This window comes from Mesorhizobium argentiipisi (SeqCode), from assembly GCF_037179585.1.
In the GTDB taxonomy this organism is placed as follows: Bacteria; Pseudomonadota; Alphaproteobacteria; order Rhizobiales; family Rhizobiaceae; genus Mesorhizobium; species Mesorhizobium argentiipisi.
Map to the genome: position 1 here is coordinate 168,033 of NZ_JAPYKO010000006.1, position 25,195 is coordinate 193,227.

Genomic DNA, 25,195 nt, shown 5'->3' on the forward strand with positions numbered 1-25,195 from the left:
AGACATAATGAACGCACCACTCAACATTGCCATGCCGGCTGAGGCATCCCAAGCGCCAAAGGCCTATAAGCTGTTGATCGACGGCAAGCATGTCGATGCCCGCGACGGCCGCAGCATCGAACGCGCCAGCCCCGGCCACGGTTTTGTCGTGTCCCGCTATGCGCAAGCGGGCGCAGCGGAAATCGAGGCGGCGGTGCTGGCCGCGCACAAGGCTTTCGAGGCCGGCCCGTGGCCGCGCATGAAGGCGTCGGAACGCGCGGCGGTTCTGCTGAAGGCGTCCGACCTGATCGAGACCCGGCTGGAAGAGATCGCCCGCCTCGACGCGCTGGAATCCGGCAAGCCGATCGCCCAGGCGCGCGGCGAGATCGGTGGCGCGATCGACATCTGGCGCTATGCCGCCTCGCTTGCCCGCACGCTGCATGGCGAGAGCTACGCCAATTTGGGCGATTCCATGCTGGGCGTGGTGCTGCGCGAGCCGATCGGCGTCGTCTCGATCATCACGCCGTGGAATTTCCCCTTCCTGATCGTCAGCCAGAAGCTGCCTTTCGCGCTCGCTGCCGGCTGCACGGCGGTGGTGAAGCCCAGCGAGATGACGTCCGCTTCCACTTTCGTGCTCGGCGACATCCTGCTCGAAGCCGGATTGCCGGCCGGCGTCGTCAACATCCTCGCCGGCTTTGGCGCCGATGTCGGCGCGCCGATGGTCAGCCATCCGCTGGTCGAGATGGTCTCCTTCACCGGCTCGACCCGCGTCGGCAAGATAACCATGGCGGCCGCTTCCGATTCCTTGAAGAAGATCTCGATGGAGCTCGGCGGCAAGAACGGCCAGATCGTCTTCCCCGACGCCGACCTCGAAGCGGCGGCGGATGCCGCGGTGTTCGGCGGCTTCTTCAATGCCGGCGAATGCTGCAATGCCGGCAGCCGCCTGATCGTGCATGAGGCGATCGCCGATGACTTCCTCAATATGGTCGCGGCGCTGTCCCGGAAGGTCCGTGTCGGCGATCCGCTCGACGACCGCACCAAGGTCGGCGCGATGATCTCGGCCGACCATATGGAAAAGGTAGTAGGCTATGTAACAGCGGCGCAAACCGACGGCGGCAGCGTTTTCACCGGCGGCGCCCGGCTTGCATCCAATGCCGGCCAATATCTCGATCCGACCATCATCCGTAACGTCACGGAGGATATGGCGATTGCCCGTGAGGAAGTGTTCGGGCCGGTGCTATCGCTGCTCACTTTTGAAACGATTGAAAAGGCATTGCACATTGCCAACAACACGCCTTATGGTCTGTCTGCAGGGGTATGGAGCGCCGGCATGGACACGTGCATGTCGGTGGCGCGCGGTGTGCGTTCGGGGACGGTTTGGGTGAACACGTTCATGGAAGGTTACCCCGAGCTGCCCTTCGGGGGTTACAAGCAGTCCGGTCTCGGACGCGAACTCGGCAAACGCGCCGTCGAGGATTATACCGAGGAAAAGACTATCCAGTTTCATCGCGGCCAGCGCACCGGATGGTGGGTCGGCTGAGTTGGGAGACCCCGGCGGCCATCCCGCCGGTTCTGTGAATGCAACAAGGGAGGTAGTACATGTTGCGCAAACTGCTTATCGGAACGGCTCTTGCGACGAGCTTTGCGTTCTCGGCGCATGCCGCGGACGTCAAGGAAGTGCAGATGCTGCATTGGTGGACGTCGGGCGGCGAAGCGGCTGCTCTGAACGTGCTGAAGCAGGATCTGGCCAAGGAAGGCTATGCCTGGAAGGACGTGCCGGTGGCCGGCGGCGGCGGCGACGCCGCCATGACCGCGCTGAAGGCGATGGTCGCGGCCGGCAATTATCCGACCGCCTCTCAGATGCTCGGCTACACCGTGCTCGACTATGCCGCTGCCGGCGTCATGGGCGACCTCACCGAGACCGCCAAGAAGGAAGGCTGGGACAAGTCGGTTCCGGCCGCCCTGCAGAAGTTCTCCGTCTATGACGGCAAATGGGTCGCCGCTCCGGTCAACGTCCACTCCGTCAACTGGCTGTGGATCAACAAGGCGGTGATGGACAAGATCGGCGGCACCGAGCCGAAGACCTTCGACGACTTCGTGGCATTGCTCGACAAGGCCAAGGCGGCCGGCGTCATCCCGCTCGCGCTCGGCGGCCAGAACTGGCAGGAGGCGACCATGTTCGACTCCGTCGTGCTGTCGACCGGCGGGCCGGAGTTCTACAAGAAGGCGATGAACGACCTCGATGAGGAGTCGCTCAAGTCCGACACGATGAAGAAGTCGTTCGACAACCTTGCCAAGCTCGTCAAATATGTCGACCCGAACTTCTCGGGCCGCGACTGGAACCTCGCCACCGCCATGGTCATCAAAGGCGATGCGCTGGTTCAGGTCATGGGCGACTGGGCCAAGGGCGAGTTCCACGCCGCCAACAAGACCCCGGGCACCGACTTCCTGTGCTATCGCTTCCCGGGCACCGACGGCTCGGTGATCTACAACTCCGACATGTTCGGCATGTTCAATGTTCCGGAAGACCGCAAGGCCGCCCAGGTCGCTCTGGCCACCGCCACTTTGTCGAAGAGCTTCCAGTCGGCCTTCAACGTGGTGAAGGGTTCGGTCCCGGCCCGCACCGACGTGCCGGACACCGACTTCGACGCTTGCGGCAAGAAGGGCATCGCCGACCTCAAGAAGGCCAATGAAGGCGGCACGCTGTTCGGCTCGCTGGCCCAGGGCTACGGCGCCCCGCCAGCCGTCGCCAACGCCTACAAGGATGTCGTGTCGAAGTTCGTCCATGGTCAGATCAAGACCTCCGACGAGGCCGTGACCGAGCTGGTCAAGGCGATCGACGACGCCAAGTAGGTTTGGCTTGAAGCAACCCTCCCCCGCTTCGGCGGGGGAGGTCTCCCGTCGACAAAAGGTGCGGGACAGACCCTGGCGCTTTTTCGCGCCGTGCGGGTTCCTACCAACCGGTACTGGATGAGCCGATGAGCACAGTTGCCGAAACCCAGATCAAGCTGACACCGGAGCACGACGCTCGTCCCGGCGCGACGGTCCGTTCGTGGCTGCAGGATCTGTTGCCGAAGATCGTGTTGGCGCCAAGCTTCGCGGCGACGATCGTCTTCGTCTATGGCTTCATCCTGTGGACGATCTACCTGTCCTTCACCAATTCCAAAACCTTCCCGTCCTACGACATAACCGGCGCCCGGGCCTATCAGCGGCTGTGGCGCTGGACCTTCGAGAGCGACCCGCCTTCGAGCTGGTACACCTCGATCACCAATATGGGCATTTTCGGCTTCCTCTATATCCTGATCTGTCTGGCGCTCGGCCTGTTCCTGGCCATCCTGCTCGACCAGAAGATCCGCGGCGAAGGCGTGCTGCGGCCGATCTATCTATACCCAATGGCGCTCTCCTTCATCGTCACCGGCGTCGCCTGGAAATGGTTTCTCGATCCCGGCCTCGGGCTGGAGCAGACGCTGCACCAATGGGGCTGGACGAGCTTCCATTTCGACTGGATCAAGAACAAGGATTTCGTCATCTACACGGTGGTGATCGCCGGCGTCTGGCAGGCGTCCGGCTTCGTCATGGCGATGTTCCTGGCCGGCCTTCGCGGCATCGACGGCGAGATCATGAAGGCCGCGCAGATCGATGGCGCGTCCAGCTTCCAGCTCTATCGCCGCATCGTCATTCCGCTGCTGCGGCCCGTCTTCCTGTCGGCCTTCATCGTGCTCGCGCACCTCGCCATCAAGTCCTATGACTTGGTCGTGGCGCTGACCAGCGGCGGCCCCGGCGGCTCGGCCTGGCTGCCGTCCAACTTCATGTATGAGTTCACCTTCAAGCGCAACGAAATGGCGGTCGGCTCGGCAAGCGCGGTGATCATGCTGATGACCATCACAGCCATCATCGTTCCGTATCTCTATTCCGAGCTCAGGGAGAAGTCGCGATGAGCGCCGTCGCTTCACCCGCCAGCCAGGCCGCAAGCGGCGCGCGCGCCAGGACACTCAACCGCATCGTCATCTACGGCCTGCTCGTGCTGTTCGCGATCTTCTATTTGATGCCGCTCTTTGTCATGCTGGTCACCTCGTTCAAGACCATGGACGAGATCCAGAACGGCAACATGCTGTCGCTGCCGCATGCGCCGACTTTCGCGCCATGGATAAAGGCGTGGAGCGAAGTCTGCTCAGGCCTGACCTGCGTCGGCATGAAGGGTTATTTCTGGAACTCCATCAAGATGGTCGTGCCGGCGGTGCTGATCTCGACGCTGCTCGGCGCCCTCAACGGGTATGTGCTGACCAAATGGCGCTTCCGCGGCCACACGCTGGTTTTCGCCATGATGCTGTTCGCCTGCTTCATCCCGTTCCAGTCGGTGCTGTTGCCAATGGCGACGATCCTCGGCAGCCTCGGCCGCTTTGGTGTCACCCTGCAGAACGCGACCGGGTTCAACTTCGGTCTCGGCAATTCGACCGTGAACCTGGTCTTCGTCCATGTGGTCTACGGCCTCGGCTTCACAACGCTGTTCTTCCGCAATTATTACGAAGCCTTCCCGACCGAGTTGGTGAAGGCGGCACAGGTCGACGGCGCGTCCTTCTTCCAGATATTTCGGCGCATCATGCTGCCCAATTCGCTGCCGATCATCGTTGTGACGGTGATCTACCAGTTCACCAACATATGGAACGACTTCCTGTTCGCCTCCGCCTATGCCGGCTCCGGCGACGTGATGCCGATGACGGTGGCGCTGAACAATGTCGTCAACACCTCGACCGGCGTGGTCGAATACAACGTCAACATGGCGGCGGCGATGATCGCCGCGCTCCCCACCCTGATCGTCTATGTCGTCGCCGGCCGCTATTTCGTGCGCGGGCTGATGGCCGGCGCGGTCAAGGGCTGACCAATTCGGAAGGAACGACCATGGCTTTTCTGGAAATTGATGGGCTGAAGAAGCGCTTCGGGAATGTCGAGATCCTGAAGGGCATCAATGTCGAGCTCGAAAAGGGCGGCTTCCTGGTGCTGGTCGGCCCGTCCGGCTGCGGCAAGTCCACGCTGCTCAACACCATTGCCGGACTGGAGCAGATCACCGAGGGCCAGATCCGCGTCGACGGTCGCGCGATCAACGACCTGCATCCTTCTAAGCGCGACATCGCCATGGTGTTCCAGAGCTACGCGCTTTACCCGAACATGACGGTTGCCGGCAACATCGCCTTCGGCATGGAGATGCGCGGCGTGCCGGCGGCAGAGCGCCAGGCGGCGATCGACAAGGTGGCGAAGATCCTGCAGATCGGCCATCTGCTCAACCGCAAGCCCAGTCAGCTTTCCGGCGGCCAGCGCCAGCGCGTCGCCATGGGGCGGGCGCTGGTGCGCGACCCGAAACTCTTCCTGTTCGATGAGCCACTCTCGAACCTCGACGCCAAGCTGCGCGTCGACATGCGCATCGAGATCAAGCGCCTGCATGCCACCACCGGCACGACCATCGTCTATGTCACGCACGACCAGATCGAGGCGATGACGCTGGCGACCAAGATCGCCGTGATGCGCGACGGCGAGGTGCAGCAATTCGGCACGCCGGCCGAGATCTACAACAACCCCACCAACATCTTCGTCGCCGACTTCATGGGCTCGCCGGCGATGAACCTGATCCCGGCCAAGATCGACGCCAATGGCAGCGGGCTGTCGGTGGTGCTGGACCGCGAGGCGCGCCAGCCGATCGTGCTGCCGATGTCCGGCGCGCCCTCAGGTCTTGCCGCCTTCAAGGACAAGCCGGTGATCTTCGGCGTGCGCCCCGAAGCCCTGACCGACCCGGAAGGTGCGGAACGCAACGCTTCGAATATCGCCACAGCCGACTGCCATATCGAAGTGGTGGAGCCGGCGGGATCCGACACTTTCGCCGTCACCAATCTGGGCGGCAAGGGCGTGGTGGCGCGGCTGAGGGCCGATGCAAATATCCAGCCCGGCACCAGCACGCCCTTGGCCTTCAACCTCAGTAAGGCGGTGTTCTTCGACCCGGCGACCGAGAAGCGCATTCTTTAAAAAGCTATGGCAAACCCGAATATCGTCATCATCGGCTCCGGCATCGGCGGCGCCACGATCGCCTCCGGCTTGGCCGGCAGCGGCGCCTCGATCCTGATCCTGGAGCGCGGCGAACCGCTGCCCGCGACGCCGCATGCGCGCTCGACGCGCTCCATCTTCATCGACGAGCACTACCGGCCGAAGGAGATGTGGCGCGAGGCTAGCGGCGCTGCCTTCAACCCCGGCAACTACTACTATGTCGGCGGCAATTCGAAGTTCTTCGGCGCGGTCCTGATCCGTTATCGCAAGGAGGATTTTTCCGAGCTCGAGCATTTCGGCGGCGTCTCGCCGGCCTGGCCGTTTTCCTATGACGAATTGGAGCCATGGTATTCGAAGGCCGAGCAGCTTTTTCGCGTGCGCGGCACGCTGGGCGAAGACCCGACCGAGCCGTTCCATTCGATCCCATATGCCTTCAAGCCGGTGCCGGACGAGCCACCGATCGCGCGCGCCCGCGCCGAGCTGAAGAGCCTTGGACTGCACCCCGCTTCGCTGCCGCTCGGCGTCGACATCGAGACCTGGCTGAAGGAAGGCAAGACGGGCTGGGATGCCTTCCCCAACACCGGCCAGGGCAAGATTGACGCCCAGACCGGACCGCTGGCGGCCGCGCTTACCGACAAGAACATCCGCCTCGAGACCGGCGCGCATGTCGACTGGCTCGAAACCACGCCAGACGGCAGATCGATCGCCGCTATTCACTACACACAAAACGGCGCACAGAAGACGCTGTCGCCGAAGCTCGTCATCCTGTCGGCCGGCGCGATCAATTCGGCCGCCATCCTGCTGCGCTCGCCGTCGGCGACGGGCAAGGGCCTCGCCAACAGCTCCGACCAGGTCGGACGCAATTTCATGAACCACAATTCGAGCGCGATGCTGGCCATCGATCCGCGCCGCCGCAACGATAGCGTCTACCAGAAGACGCTGATGCTCAACGACTACTATCTGTCGGACGGCAAAGGCGGCAAGCCGCTCGGCAATGTGCAGCTGCTCGGCAAGATCGACGGCAACATGCTCAAGGCCAATGTGAAGACGATGCCGAAATTCGTGCTCGACTTCATGGCCCGGCATGCCGTCGACTGGTACCTGATGTGCGAGGACTTGCCCGATCCTGAAAGCCGCATCATGGTCGACGGCAAGGAGATCGTCATGCAGTGGCGGCGCTCCAACATGCAGTCGCTGGACGGCCTGACCAAGGTCATGCGCGAGAACCTTCGCGCCTGCGGTTATCCGATCGTGCTGTCGCGGCCCTTCGACAAGCGCACGCCCTCGCACCAATGCGGCACGGTGAAGATGGGCAACGACCCGGCAACATCGCCGCTCGATCCCTACTGCCGCGCCTGGGACCATCAAAACCTGTTCGTCGTCGACGCCGGCTTCCTGCCGACCTCGGCCGCGGTCAACCCGGCGCTGTCGATCGCGGCGCAGGCGCTGCGCGTTGCTGACCACATCCTCAAGACGGAACTTGCCGCATGACCCGCCCGGCAGCCATCGTCACCGGCGGCGCGCGCGGCATCGGGCTCGCCTGCGTCGAAGCGCTGGCGGATGCCGGTTTCGACATTCTGATCGCTGATCTCGCTGAGAAGCCTGCGGCTAGACTTGCCGAAAACATCAATACGCGCGGCGCGAAATTTGCCTATGCCCAATGTGACATTGCCGACATCGCTGGTCATTCGAGGCTGGTCGAAGCCGCAATCAACGCCTTCGGCCGCATCGACTGCCTGGTCAACAATGCCGGCGTCGGCGCCATGGTGCGCGGCGATCTGTTGGAGCTGAAGCCGGAGAATTTCGACCGCGCCTTGAACATCAACCTGCGCGGCACGGTGTTCCTCAGCCAGGCCGTCGCCAAGGCCATGCTTGCGGCACCCGCAAACGCCGCCAAGTCGATCATCACCATCACTTCGGTGAGCGCCGCCATGGCTTCGCCGGAACGCGCCGACTACTGCATCTCCAAGGCCGGGCTTTCGATGTGGGTGAAGAACCTGGCGCTGCGGCTCGCACCCGAAAATATCGGCGTGTTCGAGGTGCGGCCGGGCATCATCCGCACCGACATGACAGCCGGCGTTTCCGCCAGATATGACGCGCTGATCGAGGACGGCCTGGTGCCGGCAAAACGCTGGGGTGAGGCCGGCGACGTCAGCGCCGTCGTGGCCGCGCTTGCCTCCGGAAAATTCGGCTTTTCGACAGGATCGGTCATCGATGTCGACGGCGCGCTCTCCGTGCCACGCTTGTGAGGAACAATGGCTGATTACATCATTGTTGGCGCCGGCCCGGCCGGCTGCGTTCTCGCCAATCGGCTGAGCGAGGATCCGGGCAATTCGGTCCTGCTTCTGGAAGCCGGCGGCAAGGACTGGCATCCGCTGATCCATATGCCGGCGGGCTTTGCCAAGATGACCAAGGGCATCGCCTCCTGGGGCTGGTCGACCGTGCCGCAGAAGCACATGAAGGACCGCGCCTTCTGGTACACGCAGGCCAAGGTGGTCGGCGGCGGCTCGTCGATCAACGCGCAGATCTACACGCGCGGCAACGCCCGCGACTACGACGCCTGGGAGAAGGAAGAGGGACTGACCGGCTGGGGCTATCGCGATGTGCTGCCTTATTTCAAGCGTGCCGAAAACAACCAGCGTTTCGCCAACGACTATCACGGCGACCAAGGTCCGCTCGGCGTGTCGAACCCGATCTCGCCGCTGCCGATCTGCGAGGCCTATTTCCGCGCAGGCCAGGAGATGGGCATACCCTTCAACCCCGACTTCAATGGCGCGAGCCAGGAAGGCGTCGGCTATTACCAGCTCACCCAGAAGAACGCGCGGCGCTCATCGGCCTCCGTCGCCTATCTGAAGCCGATCGGCGCCCGCAAGAATCTGACGGTCAGGACCGACGTGCTCGTCACCCGCGTCGTCGTCGAGAAGGGCCGCGCCGTCGGCGTCGAGATCGTCGACAAACCGGGCGGCGAAAAGACCATCCTGCGCGCCGAACGCGAGGTGATCGTCTCATCGGGCGCGATCGGGTCGCCCAAGCTCCTCATGCAATCGGGCATCGGCCCGGCCGACCATCTGAAATCGGTCGGCGTCACGCCGGTACATGACCTGCCCGGCGTTGGTTCCAACATGCAGGATCATCTCGACCTGTTCGTCATCGCCGAATGCACTGGCGATCACACCTATGACAATTACGCCAAGCTGCACCGCACGCTATGGGCAGGGCTGCAATACCTCTTGCTCAAGAAGGGGCCGGTCGCCTCGAGTCTGTTCGAGACCGGCGGCTTCTGGTACGCCGACCCGACGGCCGCCTCGCCCGACATCCAGTTCCATCTCGGCCTCGGCTCCGGCATCGAAGCCGGCGTCGAGAAGCTGAAGAATCCGGGCGTGACGCTCAACTCCGCCTTCCTGCGCCCGCGCTCGCGCGGCACGGTGCGGCTGAAGAGCGCCGACCCGGCCGACCATCCGCTGATCGATCCGAACTACTGGTCGGACCCTTATGATCGCGACATGTCGATCAAAGGGCTGAGGCTCGCGCGCGAGATCATGCGGCAGAAGGCGCTGCAGCCCTATGTGCTGCGCGAGGTGCTGCCCGGGCCAAATCTTCAAAGCGACGCGGACCTCTTCGACTACGCCTGCCGCTCTTCCAAGACCGATCATCACCCCGTCGGCACCTGCCGAATGGGCCATGACGCCATGGCTGTGGTTACGCCGGATTTGAGGCTGCGCGGCATCGAAGGCCTGCGCGTCTGCGACGCGTCGGTGATGCCGCGCGTCCCCTCTTCCAACACCAACGCGCCGACGATCATGGTCGGCGAAAAGGGTGCCGACCTCATCCTCGGCCGCGAGCCGCTGCCGCCGGCCGTGTTCGAGGGCAACCAGGCGGCATGAGGCATCAACGATGATACGGCATTGCGTCTTTGTCCGCTTTCGCGACGACGTTCCTGAAACCGAGCGCGTGGCAATCCATGTCGATCTCGAAGCGTTGCGCACGGTCATCGACGGCATGGGCAAGGTCGAGTTCAGCGCCAATGTCAGTCTCGGGCCGTTTGCGCGCGGCTTCAGCCATGGCTTCACCATCGATTTCCGCGATGCCGCCGCCCGTGACGCCTATCTGGTACACGAAGCGCATCAGCGCGCCGGCGCCCGTCTGGTCGCCGCCCTCCAAGGCGGCACCGATGGGCTGATGGTGATCGATCTGGAGGTGACGCAAATGTGACCGCTCGCCGGCTCAAATCCGGCAGCTGTCCCGTTCTCTTTTGCCTGCCCCGGAACATATCGTTCAGTTTGCGGGATGCAAAAGGAGGACTGCCTTGAACCTCACCACTGAGCAGAAGAAAACCGTAATCGCATCCTTCCTCGGTTGGACGCTCGACGCTTTTGATTTCTTCCTTCTGACATTCCTGCTCACCGATATTGCCGCTGAGTTCCAGACCGACGTTCCGGCCGTCTCCAAAGCGCTGTTCCTGACGCTGGCGACGCGGTTCATCGGCGCGTTCTTCTTCGGCATGCTTGCCGACAGATACGGCCGCAAGCCCATCCTGATGCTCAACATCGTGAGCTATTCGGTGATCGGCGCTTTAGCCGCCTTCTCGCCCAATCTCGGCATATTCCTGGCGCTGCGTGCCCTGTTCGGCATCGCCATGGGAGGCGAATGGGGTCTGGGCAGCTCGCTTGCCATGGAATCCATTCCACCAAGCGCGCGCGGCACGGTCTCGGGCATTCTGCAATGCGGCTATCCGGCCGGCTATCTGCTGGCAGCGGTGGTCTACGGCCTGCTCTACGGGCAGAAGATCGGCGACTTCACCTTCGGCTGGCGCGCGATGTTCCTCCTGAGCTTCCTGCCGGCGCTGATCGTGCTCTTCATCCGCTCGCATGTGCCGGAATCGCCGGCCTTCGTCGAGGGCCGCGCCCAGACACGGCCCGGCCTCCTCGAAACGCTGCGGAAGCACTGGCGCATCGCGCTTTATGCCGTGGTGCTGATGATGTTCTTCAACTTCTTCAGCCATGGTACGCAGGACCTCTATCCGACCTTCCTGAAGAAGCAGCACGGCTTTGATCCGCACACCGTGAGCTGGATCACCATCGTCGCCAATATCGGCGCCATCGTCGGCGGCCTGGTCTTCGGCGCGCTGTCGGAAAGGATCGGCCGCATCAACGCCATCACGCTCGCTTGCGTGATCGCCCTGCCGGCAATTCCGCTATGGGCTTACACGACCACGCCCTTCATGCTGGCGATCGGCGCTTTCATCATGCAGGTGGCGGTGCAGGGCGCCTGGGGCGTCATTCCGGTGCATCTCAACGAATTGTCGCCGGGCTCGGTGCGGGCGACACTGCCCGGGTTCATCTACCAGGCTGGTAATCTGGCGGCATACTATGGCGGCCCCTACCAGGCCGGCATCGCCGAAGCGCCGGGAGGCAGCTATGGTTATGCGCTGGCCCTGTTTGCCGGCGTGGTCGCCGTCTGCATCATCGTCGTCATCCGCTTCAGTCCGGAAAAGCGTGGCCAGGTGATGACCGTGCTCGGCTGACGATCAGTTGCCGAAGCAATTCCAGGAAAAGTGTCACACGGTTTTCCGTCCGGAATTGCGTCAGACAAGAGATAGAGCGGTTCGCCGTTTCCGTGAAACGGCGAACCGCTCTATCCCATTCTGAGCGCCGCGACGCCGGCAACGATGCCGAGCGCCGCGGCAGCGCGCCAGACGGTCATCTTCTCGCCCAGCGCCAGCACGGAGATCAGCATGGCGAACAGGATCGAGGTTTCGCGCAGCGAGGCGACCGAGGCGATCGGCGCCTTGGTCATCGCCCACATCACGATCCAATAGGCCGCGCCGCTGAGCACGCCGGTGAACAACCCGGCTTTCCAGTCGCGCGCCAGCACAGGAAGCGACTGCGGCCCGCGAAAGAAGATGCACAGCACGAGCGCCCACGTCGCATCGCAGACGAACAGCCAGGCGGCGTAGCTCTGCGCGGTTGCCGCGAGCCGCGCACCGCTGCCGTCGGAGAGCGTGTAGCTGGCGATGAAGATCGAGGTGCCGAGCGCGAAGCCGACCGCGCGCAGGTTGAGCTTCTCCAGATGCGCCCCGCCGCGGAACGACATGACCAGCGTGCCCGCCGACAAAAGCACGATGCCGAGTATGGCGAACGGCGCCGGAACCTCGCCGACCAAGACGATGCCGCCGAGTGCGGAGAGCAGCGGCGCGGTACCGCGCGCCAGCGGATAGGTCTGGGCGAAATCGCCCGCCTTGTAGGCGCCGATCAGGAAGGTCCGGTATCCCATGTGGAAGATCACAGAGGCGGTGATGTAGGGCCAGACTTCGGCCTTTGGCACCTCGACGAAGGGCAGCACGAACAGCGCCGCAAAGCCCATGCCGAGTGTCATCAGCGTGATCGACAGGAAGCGGTCGAGATGGACCTTGACCAGCGCGTTCCAGATCGCATGCATGGCCGCCGCCGAAAGCACCACCAGGAAGACGAACAGCGTCATGCCTGCCTCACCTGCCCGCCAGGCCTGACGCGACGCCCGGCGTTTCCAGATCGATATCCACCCGGAGCGGGAAATGGTCGGAAGCCACCTCGCCCACATCGGCGCTAACCGAACGCACGCGCCCGGCCAGCATGCCGCCGACGAAGCAATGATCGAGGCGTCGTTTCGCCAGCCTGCCGTCGATGACCTTTTCGTGCGTATGGAAGTCCGGCCCGGACTCGCTGACGACGGCCGCGGCATCGACGAAGCCGTCGATATAGGCAGCCCCGCGATGGTAGGGCGTATTGCCGACGATGCGCCGGTATTCGGTGCTGCCCGGCTCCATGTTGAAGTCGCCCAGCCAGATCGCCGCCAGCGGGTTTTCCGGTTCCGGCTGGCCGTTTGCCCAGTCGCGCTGCGGCTCGTCGTCGGCGCCGCTCCAGGGGCCGCCCTCGGACGGCGCGCGGCGATGCTCGGCAAGCAGATAGTCGATCTGCTCCAGCCGCTCTTCGGCCGCGATATGCGCCAGATGCAAGGAAAGCACCCGCACCGGTCCCGCCGGCGTGCGGACCATGCATTCCAGTGACGCATTGCGGGTGTTGAGCGGCCTCAGCGTTCGCCGCAGCGGCAATGTGTGCAGCCGGGACCAGACGATCGGCAGCTTCGACAGCACCATCGTGCCGAACTGCCGCCTGCGGTTGACGATGCGGCCGGCGCGTTTCTCGCTGGCATCCGTGTCGAAGGCCGGGCCGTAGGCCCAGTAATAGTCAGGCAGCAAGCTGGACAGGATCTCGGGCTGGTCATCCTCATTGGTGCGACGCCAATGCCGCTCCACCTCCTGCAGCGCGATGATGTCGGCGCCCTCCACCAGCCTGGCGCAGCGGCTGAGATCGTAGCGCCCGTCGCTGCCGTAGCCGTACTGAATGTTGTAGCTGATCAGCTTCATTGATTAACCGGCTTACTTCCGATGATCGCAATAGAGCAATTCCAGGAAAAGTGTGAGCGGTTTTCCGCCGGGAATTGCTAATAGGTCGTCAGCGGCTGGAAGCTTCCGGCAGGCGACGCCGCCAGTTCCGACCAGTCGATCTCCTCTTCCAGCCGGTGATAGGCCTCGTCGCCGATCGTATCGTTGCTGCGCAGTTCCTCCAGCGTGTCGCGCTGCCGCTTGATGGCGTAGAGGCGCAACCGGTCGTATTCCGTCGCAGCCTGCGCGTCGTCGGGATTTTCGGCGATCCGGCGTTGCGCCTCATATTGTTCACGCACGACCGCGGCGGCGGACGAGGTCTTGCGGCTCAGCACATCGAGCGCCGCCTGCATGATGGCGACGCGCGCCTCGGCCACCTCGCGGTCGATCGTCGTATCGCGCGGAAAATTGAGCCAGCGCAGCAGAGCCTTCAGGCTCATCCCTTGCAGCACCAGCGTGCCGAGCACGACAGCGAACGCGGCAAGCACGATCGGGTCGCGCCCAGGAAAGCCGGCCGGCAAGGCAATGGCGGCGACCAGCGTCACCAGCCCGCGCATGCCGCACCAGCCGACAAGCGCGGCGCCGGCAAACGTCGGCGCATCCTGCTTTTCTTCCTCGCTGTCGTTGCGGGCAAACCATCGGATGACCGCGACATACCCCGCCACCCAGACGAGACGTGCCACGACGACGACGGCAAGAACCGTCGCGGCGAAGACGAATGCCTCGCCTTGCCCGTCGCCGGCCAGTCGGCCGACGATCGACCGTGCTTGCAGGCCCATCAGGACGAACGCCAAGACGTTGAGCACGAATACGGCCGATTCCCAGACCGAATAGGCGCTGACGCGGCGTCTCGCCGACATCCGGCGCGGCCCGGTGCGCGCGATGGTGATGGCATAGACGACGATGGTGATGATGGCGGAAAGGCCGAGCTTGTCGGCAATGATCCAGACAGCGAAGGTTCCGGCGAACTGCACCACGGTGCTGCTTGCCGCATCCTCGATGCGCGTCAGCGTCAGCAGCGACGCCCGGCCGAACAGGTAGCCCGCCACGACGCTGCCGACCGTTGCAAGCAGGATGAGGGGCACTGCGTCTTTGAGCATGAGCGTGCCGACCGCTGTCGAAACCGATATCCGGTAGATCAACAACGCCGTGGCATCGTTGAGAAGGCTCTCGCCCTGCAGGATGGCTGTAATGCGGTGTGGTACCTTGAACTGGCTGAGCACGGCGCTTGCCGCCACCGCGTCCGGCGGCGCGACGATGGCGCCGAGCGCGATCGCCGCCGCGATCGGCAGGCCGGCCATCTTCCAGCCGACGAAGGCAACCACCACGGTGGTGAAGACGACCGCGCCAAGCGCCAGCAGGGCGAGCGACAGCCGGTACCGCTTCAGATCGCGCAGCGACGTGTCGTAGGCGGAATCGAGCAGCACCGGCGCGATGAACAGCGCAAGCGCCAGTTCCGGATCGATCTCGATCACCGGCGCGCCCGGCACGAAGGCAAGCCCAACGCCCGCAAGCGCCAGCAATGACGGGTAAGGTACCTCCAGCCATCGCGATACCGCCGTCAGCGCGACGGCGATGAGAAGCAGGATCAGGGTAAGTTCGAACAGGGCCATGGCTCATCGTAGCGATGGAACCAGGCGTTTGGCACTGCAAAAGTGATGGTGATTGGTGAATGGGTGTTGCCGGAAGAATTGAGCACTTGAAGTGCTCGCTTCGCCGGGTGCCATTCACTATTCACTCACTCTTTCACTAATGCAGAACCAGCATGTCGCCCGATGAGAAGGAGATGTCCGCCTTGTCGCCTACGGCAGGGGGCGGTGTCGCCGAGTTGTTGAAGGTGTCGAGCGATACCGTGTTGCCGCCGATGCCGACGCGCACGCGGATGACGGAGCCGAGGAAATGCACTTCGGCGATCTCGCCCGACAGGCTGGTGTCGTGGCCGGGCTGGCGCCCCAGCGAGATGGCTTCGGGCCGCAGCGCCAGCGAAAGCGTGTCGCCGGACTTCGAGCCGTTGAGCTTGCCCTTGAGCGACACTTCCTGGGCGTTGACTTGCACCTTGCCGGACGCGGCGTCGGTGACCTTGCCTTCCAGCACGTTGAGCGTGCCGACGAAATTGGCGACGAATTTGGTGGCCGGCCGGTTGTAGATCTCGAACGGCGTGCCGACCTGCTCGGCCTTGCCGCCATACATCACCGCGATCCGGTCGGAGATCGACAGCGCCTCTTCCTGGTCATGCGTGACGAAGATGGTGGTGATGCCGAGCTTCTTCTGGATCGATCGGATTTCCTCGCGCAGCGACACGCGCACCTTGGCGTCGAGCGCCGACAGCGGCTCGTCGAGCAAAAGCAGTTTGGGTTTGGGCGCAATCGCCCGCGCCAGCGCGATGCGCTGCTGCTGGCCGCCGGAAAGCTGATAGGGATAGCGGTCGGCCATCTGCGGCAGCTTGATCATGTCGAGCATCTCGGCGACCCGGGAATCGATTGCGGCCTTCTGCATGCCCGCCACCTTCAGTCCGAAGCCGATATTCTGCGCCACCGTCAGGTTCGGAAACAGCGCGTAGGCCTGGAACACCATGCCGACATTGCGCTGATTGGGTTTCAGCCTGGTGATGTCCTTGCCGCCGACCACGATCTTGCCGGCCGAAGGCTCCTCGAAACCGGCGACCATGCGCAGCACCGTCGTCTTGCCGCAGCCGGACGGGCCAAGGAAGGAGACGAACTCACCCGGCGCGACATCGAGATTGAAGTCCTCGACCACTGTTGTGGCGCCGAAGGATTTTCGCACATGCTGGATGGAGAGGAACGGCTCGGCCATGGCTTTTTTTCTTTCGGTGCTTTTCGCTCAGTTGGGGCGGTTCGCCGATCTTGGCGCGAAACGCGACAGAATCTGGATCAGGGACATGCAGCCCCAGGTTATCACGAAGGCGATGATGGACAGCGCGGCCGGTTCGTAGGCGCGATTGGCCACAAGGTTCTGCAGATACGGACCGAAGGCAGGGCGATTGAGCAGACTGGCCATGGTGAATTCGCCAATGACGATGGCGAAGGTGAGGAACGCGCCCGACAGCACCGCGATCAGCACATTCGGCAGAATAACCCGAGTGATGATCGTACCCCACCCTGCCCCCAGAATCTGCGCGGCCTCCGTCAGCGTGCGAACGTCGATGGTGCGAAGACCGGTGTCCACGGCCCGGTACATATAGGGCAGCGCGAGCGCCGCGTAGCCGATGACCAGCAGCGCGTTCGCTCCCAAATTCGACCCGAGAAACGGCAGCGGCGAATTCGAGCCATACATTCTGATATAGCCGAAAACGATGACGATGGCTGGGATAACCAACGGCAACAAGGTGATGAACTCGACCACCGGGCGCAGTTGGGGCAGGCGCAGGCGGATCCAATAGGCGGTTGGCACCACGATCAGCACACCCAGGAGAATCGTGAAGATGGCGACGACCACGGAAAATATGAACGTCGCCTGGAACTGGCTGTCGCCCAGCACGACCTTGTACGCATCGAAGGAATAGACACCGCGCCGCATGCGCAGCGAGAACTCGACTGTCGCGATCAGCGGTATGAAGAAATAGGCCGCGCCGAGGATGAAGACGGCCCAGGCCCAGAACTTGCCAGCCTTCATTTGAGCCACCTCTCCGAGCGGGTCCGGAACCAGATGTAGAAGATGTTGGCAAGCCCGGTGATGAAGATCATGCCGAAGGCGATCGCATAGCCGAGATGGGCATTATGCAGCACATCGCCGCGGATCTGCGCATAGAGCAGGATCGGAACGATGTTGAGTGACGAGCCGGTCAGCGCATAGGCGGTTGCGATTGCTCCGAACGCATTGGCGAAGAGCAGGATGACGGTGCCCAGAAAGCTCGGCCAAAGCACCGGAATGACCACCATGCGCCAATATTGCGCCTGGGTGGCGCCGAGCGTGGCGGCGGCCTCGCCCCATTCCCGTTTCAGCCCATCGATCGCCGGCACGATGATGACCACCATCAGCGGAATCTGGAAATAGACATAGGTGATCGTCAGACCCCAGAACGATAGCAGGTTGAAGCCATGCGCGTAGAGGTTCAGGCCGACCAGCGTGTTGAGCAAGACAGTGACGAGACCGAGTCGCCCAAGCGTCGCGATGAAAGCAAACGCGAGCGGCACGCCGGCGAAATTGGATGCGACGCCCGAGAAGGTCAGTGTCGCTGAACGTATCCAATCGGGCAGCCCGCCGCGCACGATGGCGATGGCGATGGCAAGGCCGGCGAAGGCGCCGATCAGTGATGACGCCAGGCTGACCTTTATCGAGATCCAATAAGCCGCAACGATGTTGGCCGAAAAGAGCGCGACGATGTTTGCGAAGGTGAATTCGCCTGCCTCGTTCTGGAAAGCGCCCAGCATCAGATAGAGCGTGGGCAGGATCAGGAACATCACGGCGAAGATGAAGAAAGGCGTGACGCCAAGCCACTGCGTCGGCAGCCTCAGGCTTCGGGCCTCGGCCGGCGGCGCGGTCTTTCCCGCAATGGCCTTGTTGGAGAGCGAGAGATCGGTCATGCGCCGGTTACCGTTCTGAAACGAGGCCGGGCAGCCAGGGCCGCCCGGCCGATATCACCCTGTTACTTCACATTGGCGCCGACAGTGGCGTCCCAATTCTTGGTGATGGTTTCCTTGGCCTTGCCCTGCTCGTCGAGCGTCGGGAACACGGCGGAAGCGTAGGACTCCGCCGGCGGCAGCTTGGCCAGCACATCCGCCGGGATCTTGCCGTTCTTGGCGAGATCGTTGAAGCGGATCGGGTGGCAATAGCCCTTCAGCCAGCCGATCTGGCCTTCGTCCGAATAGAGATACTCCATCCACAGCTTGGCGGCATTCGGATGCGGCGCGAAGGCGCTGATAGCCTGCACATAGACGCCGGCGACGACACCGGTCTTCGGCACGATAACGTCGACGGGCGGGTTGCCCTTCAGCGTGTCGCGGCCCGAAAGCGCGTTGTAGTCCCAAGTGACGAGGATCGGCGTCTGGCCCTGGGCGAGCGTCGCCGTCTTGCCGATGACCGGCACGAAATTGCCGGCCGCATTGAGCTTCTTGAAGTATTCGAGACCGGCGGTGCCCGCGGCTTCACCAGCGGCGGCGCCACCGGAAAGGCCGGCAGCATAAACGGCCTGAATGGCCTGGTTCGAAGCACGCGGATCGCCGGCAAGCGCGACCGAGTTGGCGAATTCCGGCTTCTGCAGGTCAGCCCAGTCGGTCGGCGATTCCTTGACCAGATCCTTGTTCACCTCGAAGGCGAGCACGCCGTAATAGTCGCCGTACCAGGCGCCGTCGGCATCCTTGGCGCTGTCCGGGATCGAGTCCCAGGTCGACACCTTGTAGGGCATCAGCAGGCCGTCTTTCTTGGCGGTCGGGCCGAAGGACAGGCCGACGTCGATAACGTCGGGCGCCTGCGGGCCCTTGTTATCCTTGTTGGCCTTGATCGCCTCGACCTCGTCGCCCGAACCGGCGTCCGGGTTGAGTTCGTTGATGGTGATTCCGGGATACTTAGCCTTGAAACCTTCGATCACTGCCCCGTAGCCACACCAGTCATGCGGAAGCGCGATGGTGGTGAGCTGGCCTTCAGCCTTCGCGGCCTTGACGAGATCGTCCAGCGAATCCGCGGACGAAATCACCGTCGACGCAAAGAGCGCCGCGGCCGAGAGGGAAAGCACTTTCCCCGTGAACTTGAACATGTGTTCTCTCCGTTGAACTGGCGCGTTTAAGCGCCTGCGATGCGGGTATCGTTTTCGTGTGACAGCCGGATGAAGGCTTTTTGAAACCGGAGCCCCGCGGCCAAAAAAGTTAACTCTTTTTAACGGACCGTAGCAATTAGCCCGCGCTTAATTTTCCGGCTAATGGTTAGCTGCCTTGATTTTGCCCCTTCTCCCTTTCCTAGAGTGTTCCCTTATTTGACTTTTTGGTGTTGAAAGCCGGCTCTCAGATGGAGCCGGCGATCGCATTTTCGAGCAGCGTCAGCGCCGCTTTTTTGGTGAGCTTCACCGGATTGCCGCCCGCCGTCGGATCGACCACCGCCATGTCGGCGATCAGCGCCTTGCGCTTCTTGTCCATGTCGAGCCCCTTGATCAGGCCGGGCAGCGCGTGCGGCACCTTGAGCTCCTTGCGCAGCTTGATGACTGCCTTGGCGAAACCATCGAAGCCGCCCTTGATGCCGCAATAGGCGGCGAGCCGGGTGATACGGCCCTCGATCGCCTCGCGATTGAAGGCCAGCACGTAGGGCATGAACACGGCATTGGTCATGCCGTGATGGGTGTCGTAGAGCGCGCCGATCGGATGCGACAGGGAATGGATGGCGCCCAGCCCCTTCTGGAAGGCGGCGGCGCCCATGGCGGCGGCGCTCATCATATGGGCGCGGGCGACCAGGTCCTTGCCGTTGGCGAAGGCCTTGGGCAGGTTCTCGAACACCAGCCGGATGCCCTCCACCGCGATGCCGTCGGCCATCGGATGGTAGCCCGGCGCGCAATAGGCCTCCAGGCAATGCGCAAGCGCGTCCATGCCGGTGCCGGCGGTGATGAAGGCCGGCATGCCGACCGACAGCTCCGGATCGGCAATGACGATCGCCGGCAGAAGCTTCGGATGGAAGATGACCTTCTTGGTGTGGGTCTCCTCATTGGTGATGACGCCGGCGCGGCCGACCTCGGAGCCGGTTCCTGCCGTGGTCGGCACCGCGATGATCGGCGCGATCGCATCGGAATTGGCCCTGGTCCACCAGTCGCCGATGTCCTCGAAATCCCACACGGGTCGCGTCTGTCCGGCCTGGAAGGCGATCAGCTTGCCGAGATCGAGCGCCGAGCCGCCGCCGAAGGCGATGACGCCGTCATGCTTGCCCTTCTTGAACACCGCGATGCCGGCGGTGAGATTGGACTCGACCGGGTTCGGCTTCACCTCCGAAAACACGCCATAGGGAACCTCGGCGTCGTCGAGGATCTTCAGCGTCGAGGCGACGACCGGCAGCTTCGCCAGACCCGGATCGGTGACGAAGAGCGGGCGCTTGATGCCGGCCGCCGCCAGCGCATCCGGCAATTCCTTGATGCGGCCGGCGCCGAAACGGACGGTGGTGGGATAGTTCCATTTGGAGATGAGCTTTGACATGTCTTGTCTTTCGAAGGTCAGATCGTTTCACGCAGGTGATAGGATTTCGGCCGGGTCAGATTGTCGTAGCCGATCGCCGAAAGGGCTGCGCCCTTGCCGGTGTCCTTGACGCCAGTCCAGACCAGCGCCGGGTCGAGATAGTCGCAGCGGTTCATGAACACCGTGCCGGTCTCGACGCGGTCGCCGATGGCGATTGCGCGCTCCGTGTCGCGCGTCCAGATCGAGGCCGTCAGCCCATAGGGGCTGTCGTTCATCAGCGCGATCGCCTCCTCGTCGTTCCGCACCTTCATGATGCCGACGATCGGCCCAAAACTTTCCTCGCGCATGACGCTAATCTGGTGATCGACCCCGGTCAGCACCTCCGGCGCCAGATAGGGCGAGCCCGGCTTGTCGTTCTCGACCTTCATGTTGATATGCGCGGTCGCGCCCTTGCGCAGCGCCTCGGCCTTCTGCTCGCGGATCAGGTCGGCGAAGCGCGCCTGCGCCATCGGGCCGAGAGTGGTCGCCTGCTCCAGCGGATTGCCGACGACATAGTTCCTGGTCTCGGCGACAAAACCCTCGACGAACTCGTCATAGACATTCTCATGCACATAGACGCGCTCGATGCCGCAGCAGCACTGGCCGGAATTGTAGAAGGCGCCGTCGACCAGATTGGCGACCGCATGATCCATCTTGGCGTCGGGCAGCACATAGGCCGGGTCCTTGCCGCCGAGCTCGAGGCCGAGCGTCATGAAGGTGCCGGCCGCCGCCTTCTCGATGGCGCGGCCGCCGCCGACCGAGCCGGTGAAATTGACATGGTCGATCTTGCCGGAGCCGAGCAGCTTCTCGGTCTGGGCGTGGTTCATGACCAGGTTCTGGAACAGCCCCTTTGGCAGGCCGGCCTTATCGAAAGCCTGCTGGAAGCGCTCGCCGACCAGCAACGTCTGCGCGGCATGCTTGAGGACAACGGCACTGCCCGCCATCAACGCCGGCACAATCGTGTTGACCGCGGTGAGATACGGATAGTTCCAAGGCGCGATCACCAGGACGACGCCGAGCGGCACCTTCTTCACATAGCGGCGGAAGCCGTCCTTCGGATTGGAGGCGAGCACCGGCTTCAGCGCGGCTTCGGCGATCTCGACCATATAGTTGGTGCGTTCCTTGACGCCGCCGAACTCGCCGCCATAGCGCACCGGCCGGCCCATCTGCCAGGCGATCTCGGGCACGATCTCGTCGCTCATGGCGACCAGCGCCTCGAGCATCGCCAGCATGTATTTGCCGCGCTCAACGACCGGCGTCTCGGCCCACTTCTCCTGCGCCGCCCTGGCGCGCTCGACCGCGGCGTTGATCGCCTGGTCGCTGGCGACGGGCCGTTCGGCATAGATCGAGCCGTCGATGGGGGATTTGAGTTTGACCGTTTCGGTCATTTCTTCCTCGCAGTTTTACAACAATCGAAAATCACTTGGCTTGGCGCCGCCCCTCATCCGCCTGCCGGCACCTTCTCCCCGTATTGTGACAGGGAGAAGGGAGAAGCTCCTGCGCCGGCGACCCTCCTCTCCCCGTTCTTCACGGGGAGCGGGTAAGGGTGAGGGGCAGCGCCGACGTAACCTGGCCCCCTAGTACCGCTCAAAGCCCCGGTGCAGCTCCCAATCCGTGATGCGGCGGTCGTATTCGAACTGCTCCCAGCGGGCGGTGTGCACATAGTGCTCGATCACCTCCTCGCCGAAGGCCTGCTTCAGCATCTTCGACTTGGCCAGCGTTTCGGCGGCGTCGCGCAAGGTCTTGGGGATCTCGGGCAGGCGCGAGGCCTGATAGGCATCGCCGACGAAAGGCTTCTGCAGCTCCAACCTCTCATCGATGCCGGCGAGACCCGACGCGATCAGCGCCGCGAAGGCGAGATAAGGATTGAGGTCGGCGCCGCCGATGCGGCACTCCATGCGAATGCCCTTGGTGCCTTCGCCGCAGAGCCGGAAGCCGGCGGTGCGGTTGTCCTCGCTCCACATGATCTTTGTCGGCGCGAAGGTGCCGGCCTGGAAGCGCTTGTAGGAGTTGATGTAGGGCGCCAGGAACCAGGTGAACTCCTTGGCGTATTTGAGCTGGCCGGCCGCCCATTGCTGGCCGAGGCTCGACAGCGTCCAGTCGGCCTTCTTGTCGAAGAACAGCGGCGTCTTTCCGTCGGCGCTCCAAAGCGAATTGTGGATATGGCTGGAATTGCCGGCGAGTCCATAATTGTACTTGGCCATGAAGGAGATGGCCTTGCCTTCGGAATCGGCGATCTCCTTGGCGCCGTTCTTCAGGATGACGTGGCGGTCGGCCATCTCGAGCGCCTCGGCATAGCGCACATTGATCTCTTCCTGGCCGGGCCCCCACTCGCCCTTGGAGTTCTCGATCGGAATGCCGGCGGCCTCCATCTCGTTGCGAAGCCGGCGCATGACGCCTTCTTCCTTGCTGGTGATGCCGATCTGGTAGTCGCCGATATAGGGCGAGGCGCTATCGAGCCCCTGCCAGTGCTTCTTGCGCGCGGACTCGTAGGTTTCGCTGAACAGATAGAATTCGAGCTCGGAGGCGAAATAGCCGATATAGCCGCGCTCCTGCAGGCGCTTGACCTGCTTCTTCAGGATCGCGCGGGGTGAGTGGGCCACATCCTCATGCGTGTGATGATCGAGCACGTCGCAAATGACCAGCGCCGTCTTCTCCAGCCATGGAATGCGCCGCAGCGTCGACAGGTCCGGCTTCATGACGAAATCGCCATAGCCCTTCGACCAACTCGCCGCCTTGTAGCCCGGCACCGGCTCCATATCGATGTCGCAGGCCAAGAGATAGTTGCAGCCATGCGTCTCGCCATGCGCGGAATCGACGAAATACTGAGCCAGGAAGCGCTTTCCCGCGAGCCGGCCCTGCATATCGACGATGCAGGCCAGCACCGTGTCGATCTCGCCGTTCGAGACCGCTTTCTTCAACTGATCGAACGAGAAATTCCCGGCCATTCCTTTGGCGCTCCAGTGCTTGTCGATTTGAAGGGAGAAACAAGACCATGGCCGGCATTGCGCCGGCCATGGTCAGAGGTCGAAGGTTCAGTGGCCGGTCTCGCCGACCGCCTGTTCGGCCGCCTTGATCGCCGCCTGGCGCGCCGCGATGATGTCGCCGAGCGGCGGGCCCTGGAAGCGGTTGCGCTCGAAGGCGAACCAGACGATCGCCGTCAGGATGAAGAAACCGACGGTGATGTAGAGCGCCCAGTCGTTCGGCGGCTGGATGCCGATGACGAAGATCAGGATCATCGACAGGATCGAGAGAACGCCGAACAGCATGAAGATGGCGCGTCCCATGTTCCAAGGACCCATTTTGTCCCACTTCGGCGTTCCCCAGGCCATCATGCCGAGCACGATCGGCACGGTGAAGGAGAGGAACAGGAAGATGACGGTGCAGGACACCACGATCGTGTAGGCTGAGGTGCCGGCGACCGAGACCACCGACGAACCCCACACGAACAGCACCGACAGGATCGAGGCCGTCCAGATCGCCGCCACCGGCGTGCGGTAAGTCGGGCTCACCTTGGCGAGCGCCGCCGAGCCCGGCAGGCCGCCGTCACGCGAGAAGGCGAAGATCATGCGCGAGGCCGAGGTGACGGTGGCAAGACCGCACAAGAGCTGCGCAAGGAAAACCACGAGGTACACGAACTCCTTGAGGCCGGGGCTGACGCGCTGGTCGAAAGCCCAGAAGAACACGTTCCAGCCCTGCTTGGCCGCGTCGTCCATGTTCGGGATCATCAGCACGAAGGCGGCCAGGAACAGATAGCCGAACAGCGCCGACCAGACGACCGACATGACCATCGCGCGCGGCACGGAAGAAGCCGCCTTGATGGTCTCTTCCGACGTATGCGCCGAGGCGTCGTAGCCGGTGATCGTGTAGATCGGCAGCAGGAGGCCGAGCGCGAACACCCAGGCGTTCGACACCGACGGCCACACACCGTTGCCGGCATCGCCGGAGTAGTTGTGGAAGGTGAAGAGGCGGCTGAAATCCCAGGTCTCGGCCGAAAGCAGGCAGACCACCGCGATCAGGATCGAGCCGAAGAAGATCAGATAGCCGGAGAAGTCGGTCAGTTTCGCCGTCAGCTTGATGCCGAGATGGTTGATCAGCGCCTGGGCACCGGTGATAATGACCAGGAAAATCATCTGGTTGGTCAGCGTGCCCTCGATGCCGAGCGCCGGACCGAAGGCGCCGACGAAGAAGGTCCATGTGCCCACATTGATGGCGCCGAGCACGGTGATCAGGCCGAGCAGGTTGAGCCAGGCCGTCACCCAGCCGGTGCCGCGATTGCCGAGGATCGAGCCCCAGTGATAGAGCCCGCCGGCCGTCGGATAGGCCGAGCTGATCTGCGACATGGCCACGGCAAAGGTAAGCGAGACAAAGCAGCCGACGAGCCACCCGATACCGATGCCGATGCCGCCTGCGCCCGAGGTCGCCTGAGCCAGCGAATTGATGCCGCCGGACAGAATGCAGATGATGGAGAAGGAAACCGCGAAATTCGAAAAGCGGCTGAGGCGCCGCTCCAGTTCTTGGGCATAGCCCATGCTGTGAAGGACCTGAATGTCGTCCGCCTTATCGACTTCGGTATAGTCGTCTGCTGCCATTTGGAAGTCCCCTATTGGTT

Annotated in this window: 21 protein-coding genes; 10 read left to right on the forward strand and 11 right to left on the reverse strand. The window is 63.2% G+C overall.

Going from position 1 to position 25,195, the window contains the following annotated elements:
• The first annotated feature begins 7 nt into the window (after positions 1-7).
• The 10 genes from O7A05_RS11850 to O7A05_RS11895 all read left to right on the forward strand — a co-directional run bounded on the left by O7A05_RS11850 (position 8) and on the right by O7A05_RS11895 (position 11,536).
• Positions 8-1,519 carry an aldehyde dehydrogenase family protein gene (locus tag O7A05_RS11850; RefSeq protein ID WP_337093278.1) on the forward strand — a complete coding sequence of 504 codons (1,512 nt, stop codon included), beginning with the start codon at positions 8-10 and terminating at the stop codon, positions 1,517-1,519.
• 59 nt (positions 1,520-1,578) lie between these two features.
• Positions 1,579-2,832, forward strand: coding sequence for an ABC transporter substrate-binding protein (locus tag O7A05_RS11855; protein ID WP_140632473.1), 1,254 nt, complete (start codon positions 1,579-1,581; stop codon positions 2,830-2,832).
• Between the two features lie 125 nt (positions 2,833-2,957).
• A complete protein-coding gene (locus tag O7A05_RS11860; RefSeq protein WP_337093279.1) occupies positions 2,958-3,917 on the forward strand; it encodes a carbohydrate ABC transporter permease in 960 nt (319 codons plus the stop codon).
• Positions 3,914-4,858: a carbohydrate ABC transporter permease gene (locus O7A05_RS11865; protein ID WP_337093280.1), complete on the forward strand. Its 945-nt coding sequence runs from the start codon at positions 3,914-3,916 to the stop codon at positions 4,856-4,858. The genes O7A05_RS11860 and O7A05_RS11865 overlap by 4 nt, the downstream gene beginning before the upstream one ends.
• A 20-nt stretch (positions 4,859-4,878) precedes the next feature.
• Positions 4,879-5,994: an ABC transporter ATP-binding protein gene (locus O7A05_RS11870; RefSeq protein ID WP_224589314.1), complete on the forward strand. Its 1,116-nt coding sequence runs from the start codon at positions 4,879-4,881 to the stop codon at positions 5,992-5,994.
• 6 nt (positions 5,995-6,000) lie between these two features.
• Positions 6,001-7,503 (forward strand): GMC family oxidoreductase, encoded by a 1,503-nt coding sequence (locus O7A05_RS11875; protein WP_337093281.1) that lies wholly within the window; start codon positions 6,001-6,003, stop codon positions 7,501-7,503.
• On the forward strand, positions 7,500-8,261 hold the full coding sequence (locus tag O7A05_RS11880) for a 3-ketoacyl-ACP reductase (protein ID WP_337093282.1): 762 nt from the start codon (positions 7,500-7,502) through the stop codon (positions 8,259-8,261). The genes O7A05_RS11875 and O7A05_RS11880 overlap by 4 nt, the downstream gene beginning before the upstream one ends.
• Positions 8,262-8,267: 6 nt before the next feature.
• Entirely contained in the window at positions 8,268-9,896 is a 1,629-nt protein-coding gene (locus O7A05_RS11885; protein WP_337093283.1) for a GMC family oxidoreductase, read from the forward strand.
• A gap of 10 nt (positions 9,897-9,906) precedes the next feature.
• Positions 9,907-10,224 (forward strand): Dabb family protein, encoded by a 318-nt coding sequence (locus O7A05_RS11890; protein ID WP_337093284.1) that lies wholly within the window; start codon positions 9,907-9,909, stop codon positions 10,222-10,224.
• Between the two features lie 94 nt (positions 10,225-10,318).
• On the forward strand, positions 10,319-11,536 hold the full coding sequence (locus O7A05_RS11895) for an MFS transporter (protein WP_337093285.1): 1,218 nt from the start codon (positions 10,319-10,321) through the stop codon (positions 11,534-11,536).
• 110 nt (positions 11,537-11,646) lie between these two features.
• Here the strand turns inward: O7A05_RS11895 and O7A05_RS11900 are convergent, their stop codons facing one another.
• The 11 genes from O7A05_RS11900 to O7A05_RS11950 form a co-directional block, all read right to left on the reverse strand.
• Positions 11,647-12,492 carry an EamA family transporter gene (locus tag O7A05_RS11900; protein WP_337093286.1) on the reverse strand — a complete coding sequence of 282 codons (846 nt, stop codon included), beginning with the start codon at positions 12,490-12,492 and terminating at the stop codon, positions 11,647-11,649.
• 7 nt (positions 12,493-12,499) lie between these two features.
• Positions 12,500-13,417 (reverse strand): endonuclease/exonuclease/phosphatase family protein, encoded by a 918-nt coding sequence (locus O7A05_RS11905; protein ID WP_337093287.1) that lies wholly within the window; start codon positions 13,415-13,417, stop codon positions 12,500-12,502.
• Positions 13,418-13,494: 77 nt separating this feature from the next.
• A complete protein-coding gene (locus O7A05_RS11910; protein WP_337093288.1) occupies positions 13,495-15,048 on the reverse strand; it encodes a cation:proton antiporter in 1,554 nt (517 codons plus the stop codon).
• A 136-nt stretch (positions 15,049-15,184) separates the two neighbouring features.
• Complete coding sequence (locus O7A05_RS11915) at positions 15,185-16,249, reverse strand: ABC transporter ATP-binding protein (protein ID WP_337093289.1); 1,065 nt, start codon at positions 16,247-16,249, stop codon at positions 15,185-15,187.
• Positions 16,250-16,276: 27 nt separating this feature from the next.
• Positions 16,277-17,068 (reverse strand): ABC transporter permease, encoded by a 792-nt coding sequence (locus tag O7A05_RS11920; protein ID WP_224603595.1) that lies wholly within the window; start codon positions 17,066-17,068, stop codon positions 16,277-16,279.
• Entirely contained in the window at positions 17,065-17,979 is a 915-nt protein-coding gene (locus O7A05_RS11925; protein WP_224589325.1) for an ABC transporter permease, read from the reverse strand. The genes O7A05_RS11920 and O7A05_RS11925 overlap by 4 nt, the downstream gene beginning before the upstream one ends.
• A 62-nt stretch (positions 17,980-18,041) precedes the next feature.
• Positions 18,042-19,148: an ABC transporter substrate-binding protein gene (locus O7A05_RS11930; RefSeq protein ID WP_337093290.1), complete on the reverse strand. Its 1,107-nt coding sequence runs from the start codon at positions 19,146-19,148 to the stop codon at positions 18,042-18,044.
• Between the two features lie 244 nt (positions 19,149-19,392).
• Positions 19,393-20,565, reverse strand: coding sequence for an iron-containing alcohol dehydrogenase (locus O7A05_RS11935; protein ID WP_337093291.1), 1,173 nt, complete (start codon positions 20,563-20,565; stop codon positions 19,393-19,395).
• Between the two features lie 17 nt (positions 20,566-20,582).
• Positions 20,583-21,971, reverse strand: coding sequence for an aldehyde dehydrogenase family protein (locus O7A05_RS11940; RefSeq protein ID WP_337093292.1), 1,389 nt, complete (start codon positions 21,969-21,971; stop codon positions 20,583-20,585).
• Between the two features lie 189 nt (positions 21,972-22,160).
• Positions 22,161-23,531 (reverse strand): glutamine synthetase family protein, encoded by a 1,371-nt coding sequence (locus O7A05_RS11945; protein ID WP_337093293.1) that lies wholly within the window; start codon positions 23,529-23,531, stop codon positions 22,161-22,163.
• A gap of 87 nt (positions 23,532-23,618) precedes the next feature.
• A complete protein-coding gene (locus O7A05_RS11950; RefSeq protein WP_337093294.1) occupies positions 23,619-25,175 on the reverse strand; it encodes an amino acid permease in 1,557 nt (518 codons plus the stop codon).
• Positions 25,176-25,195 lie beyond the last annotated feature (20 nt).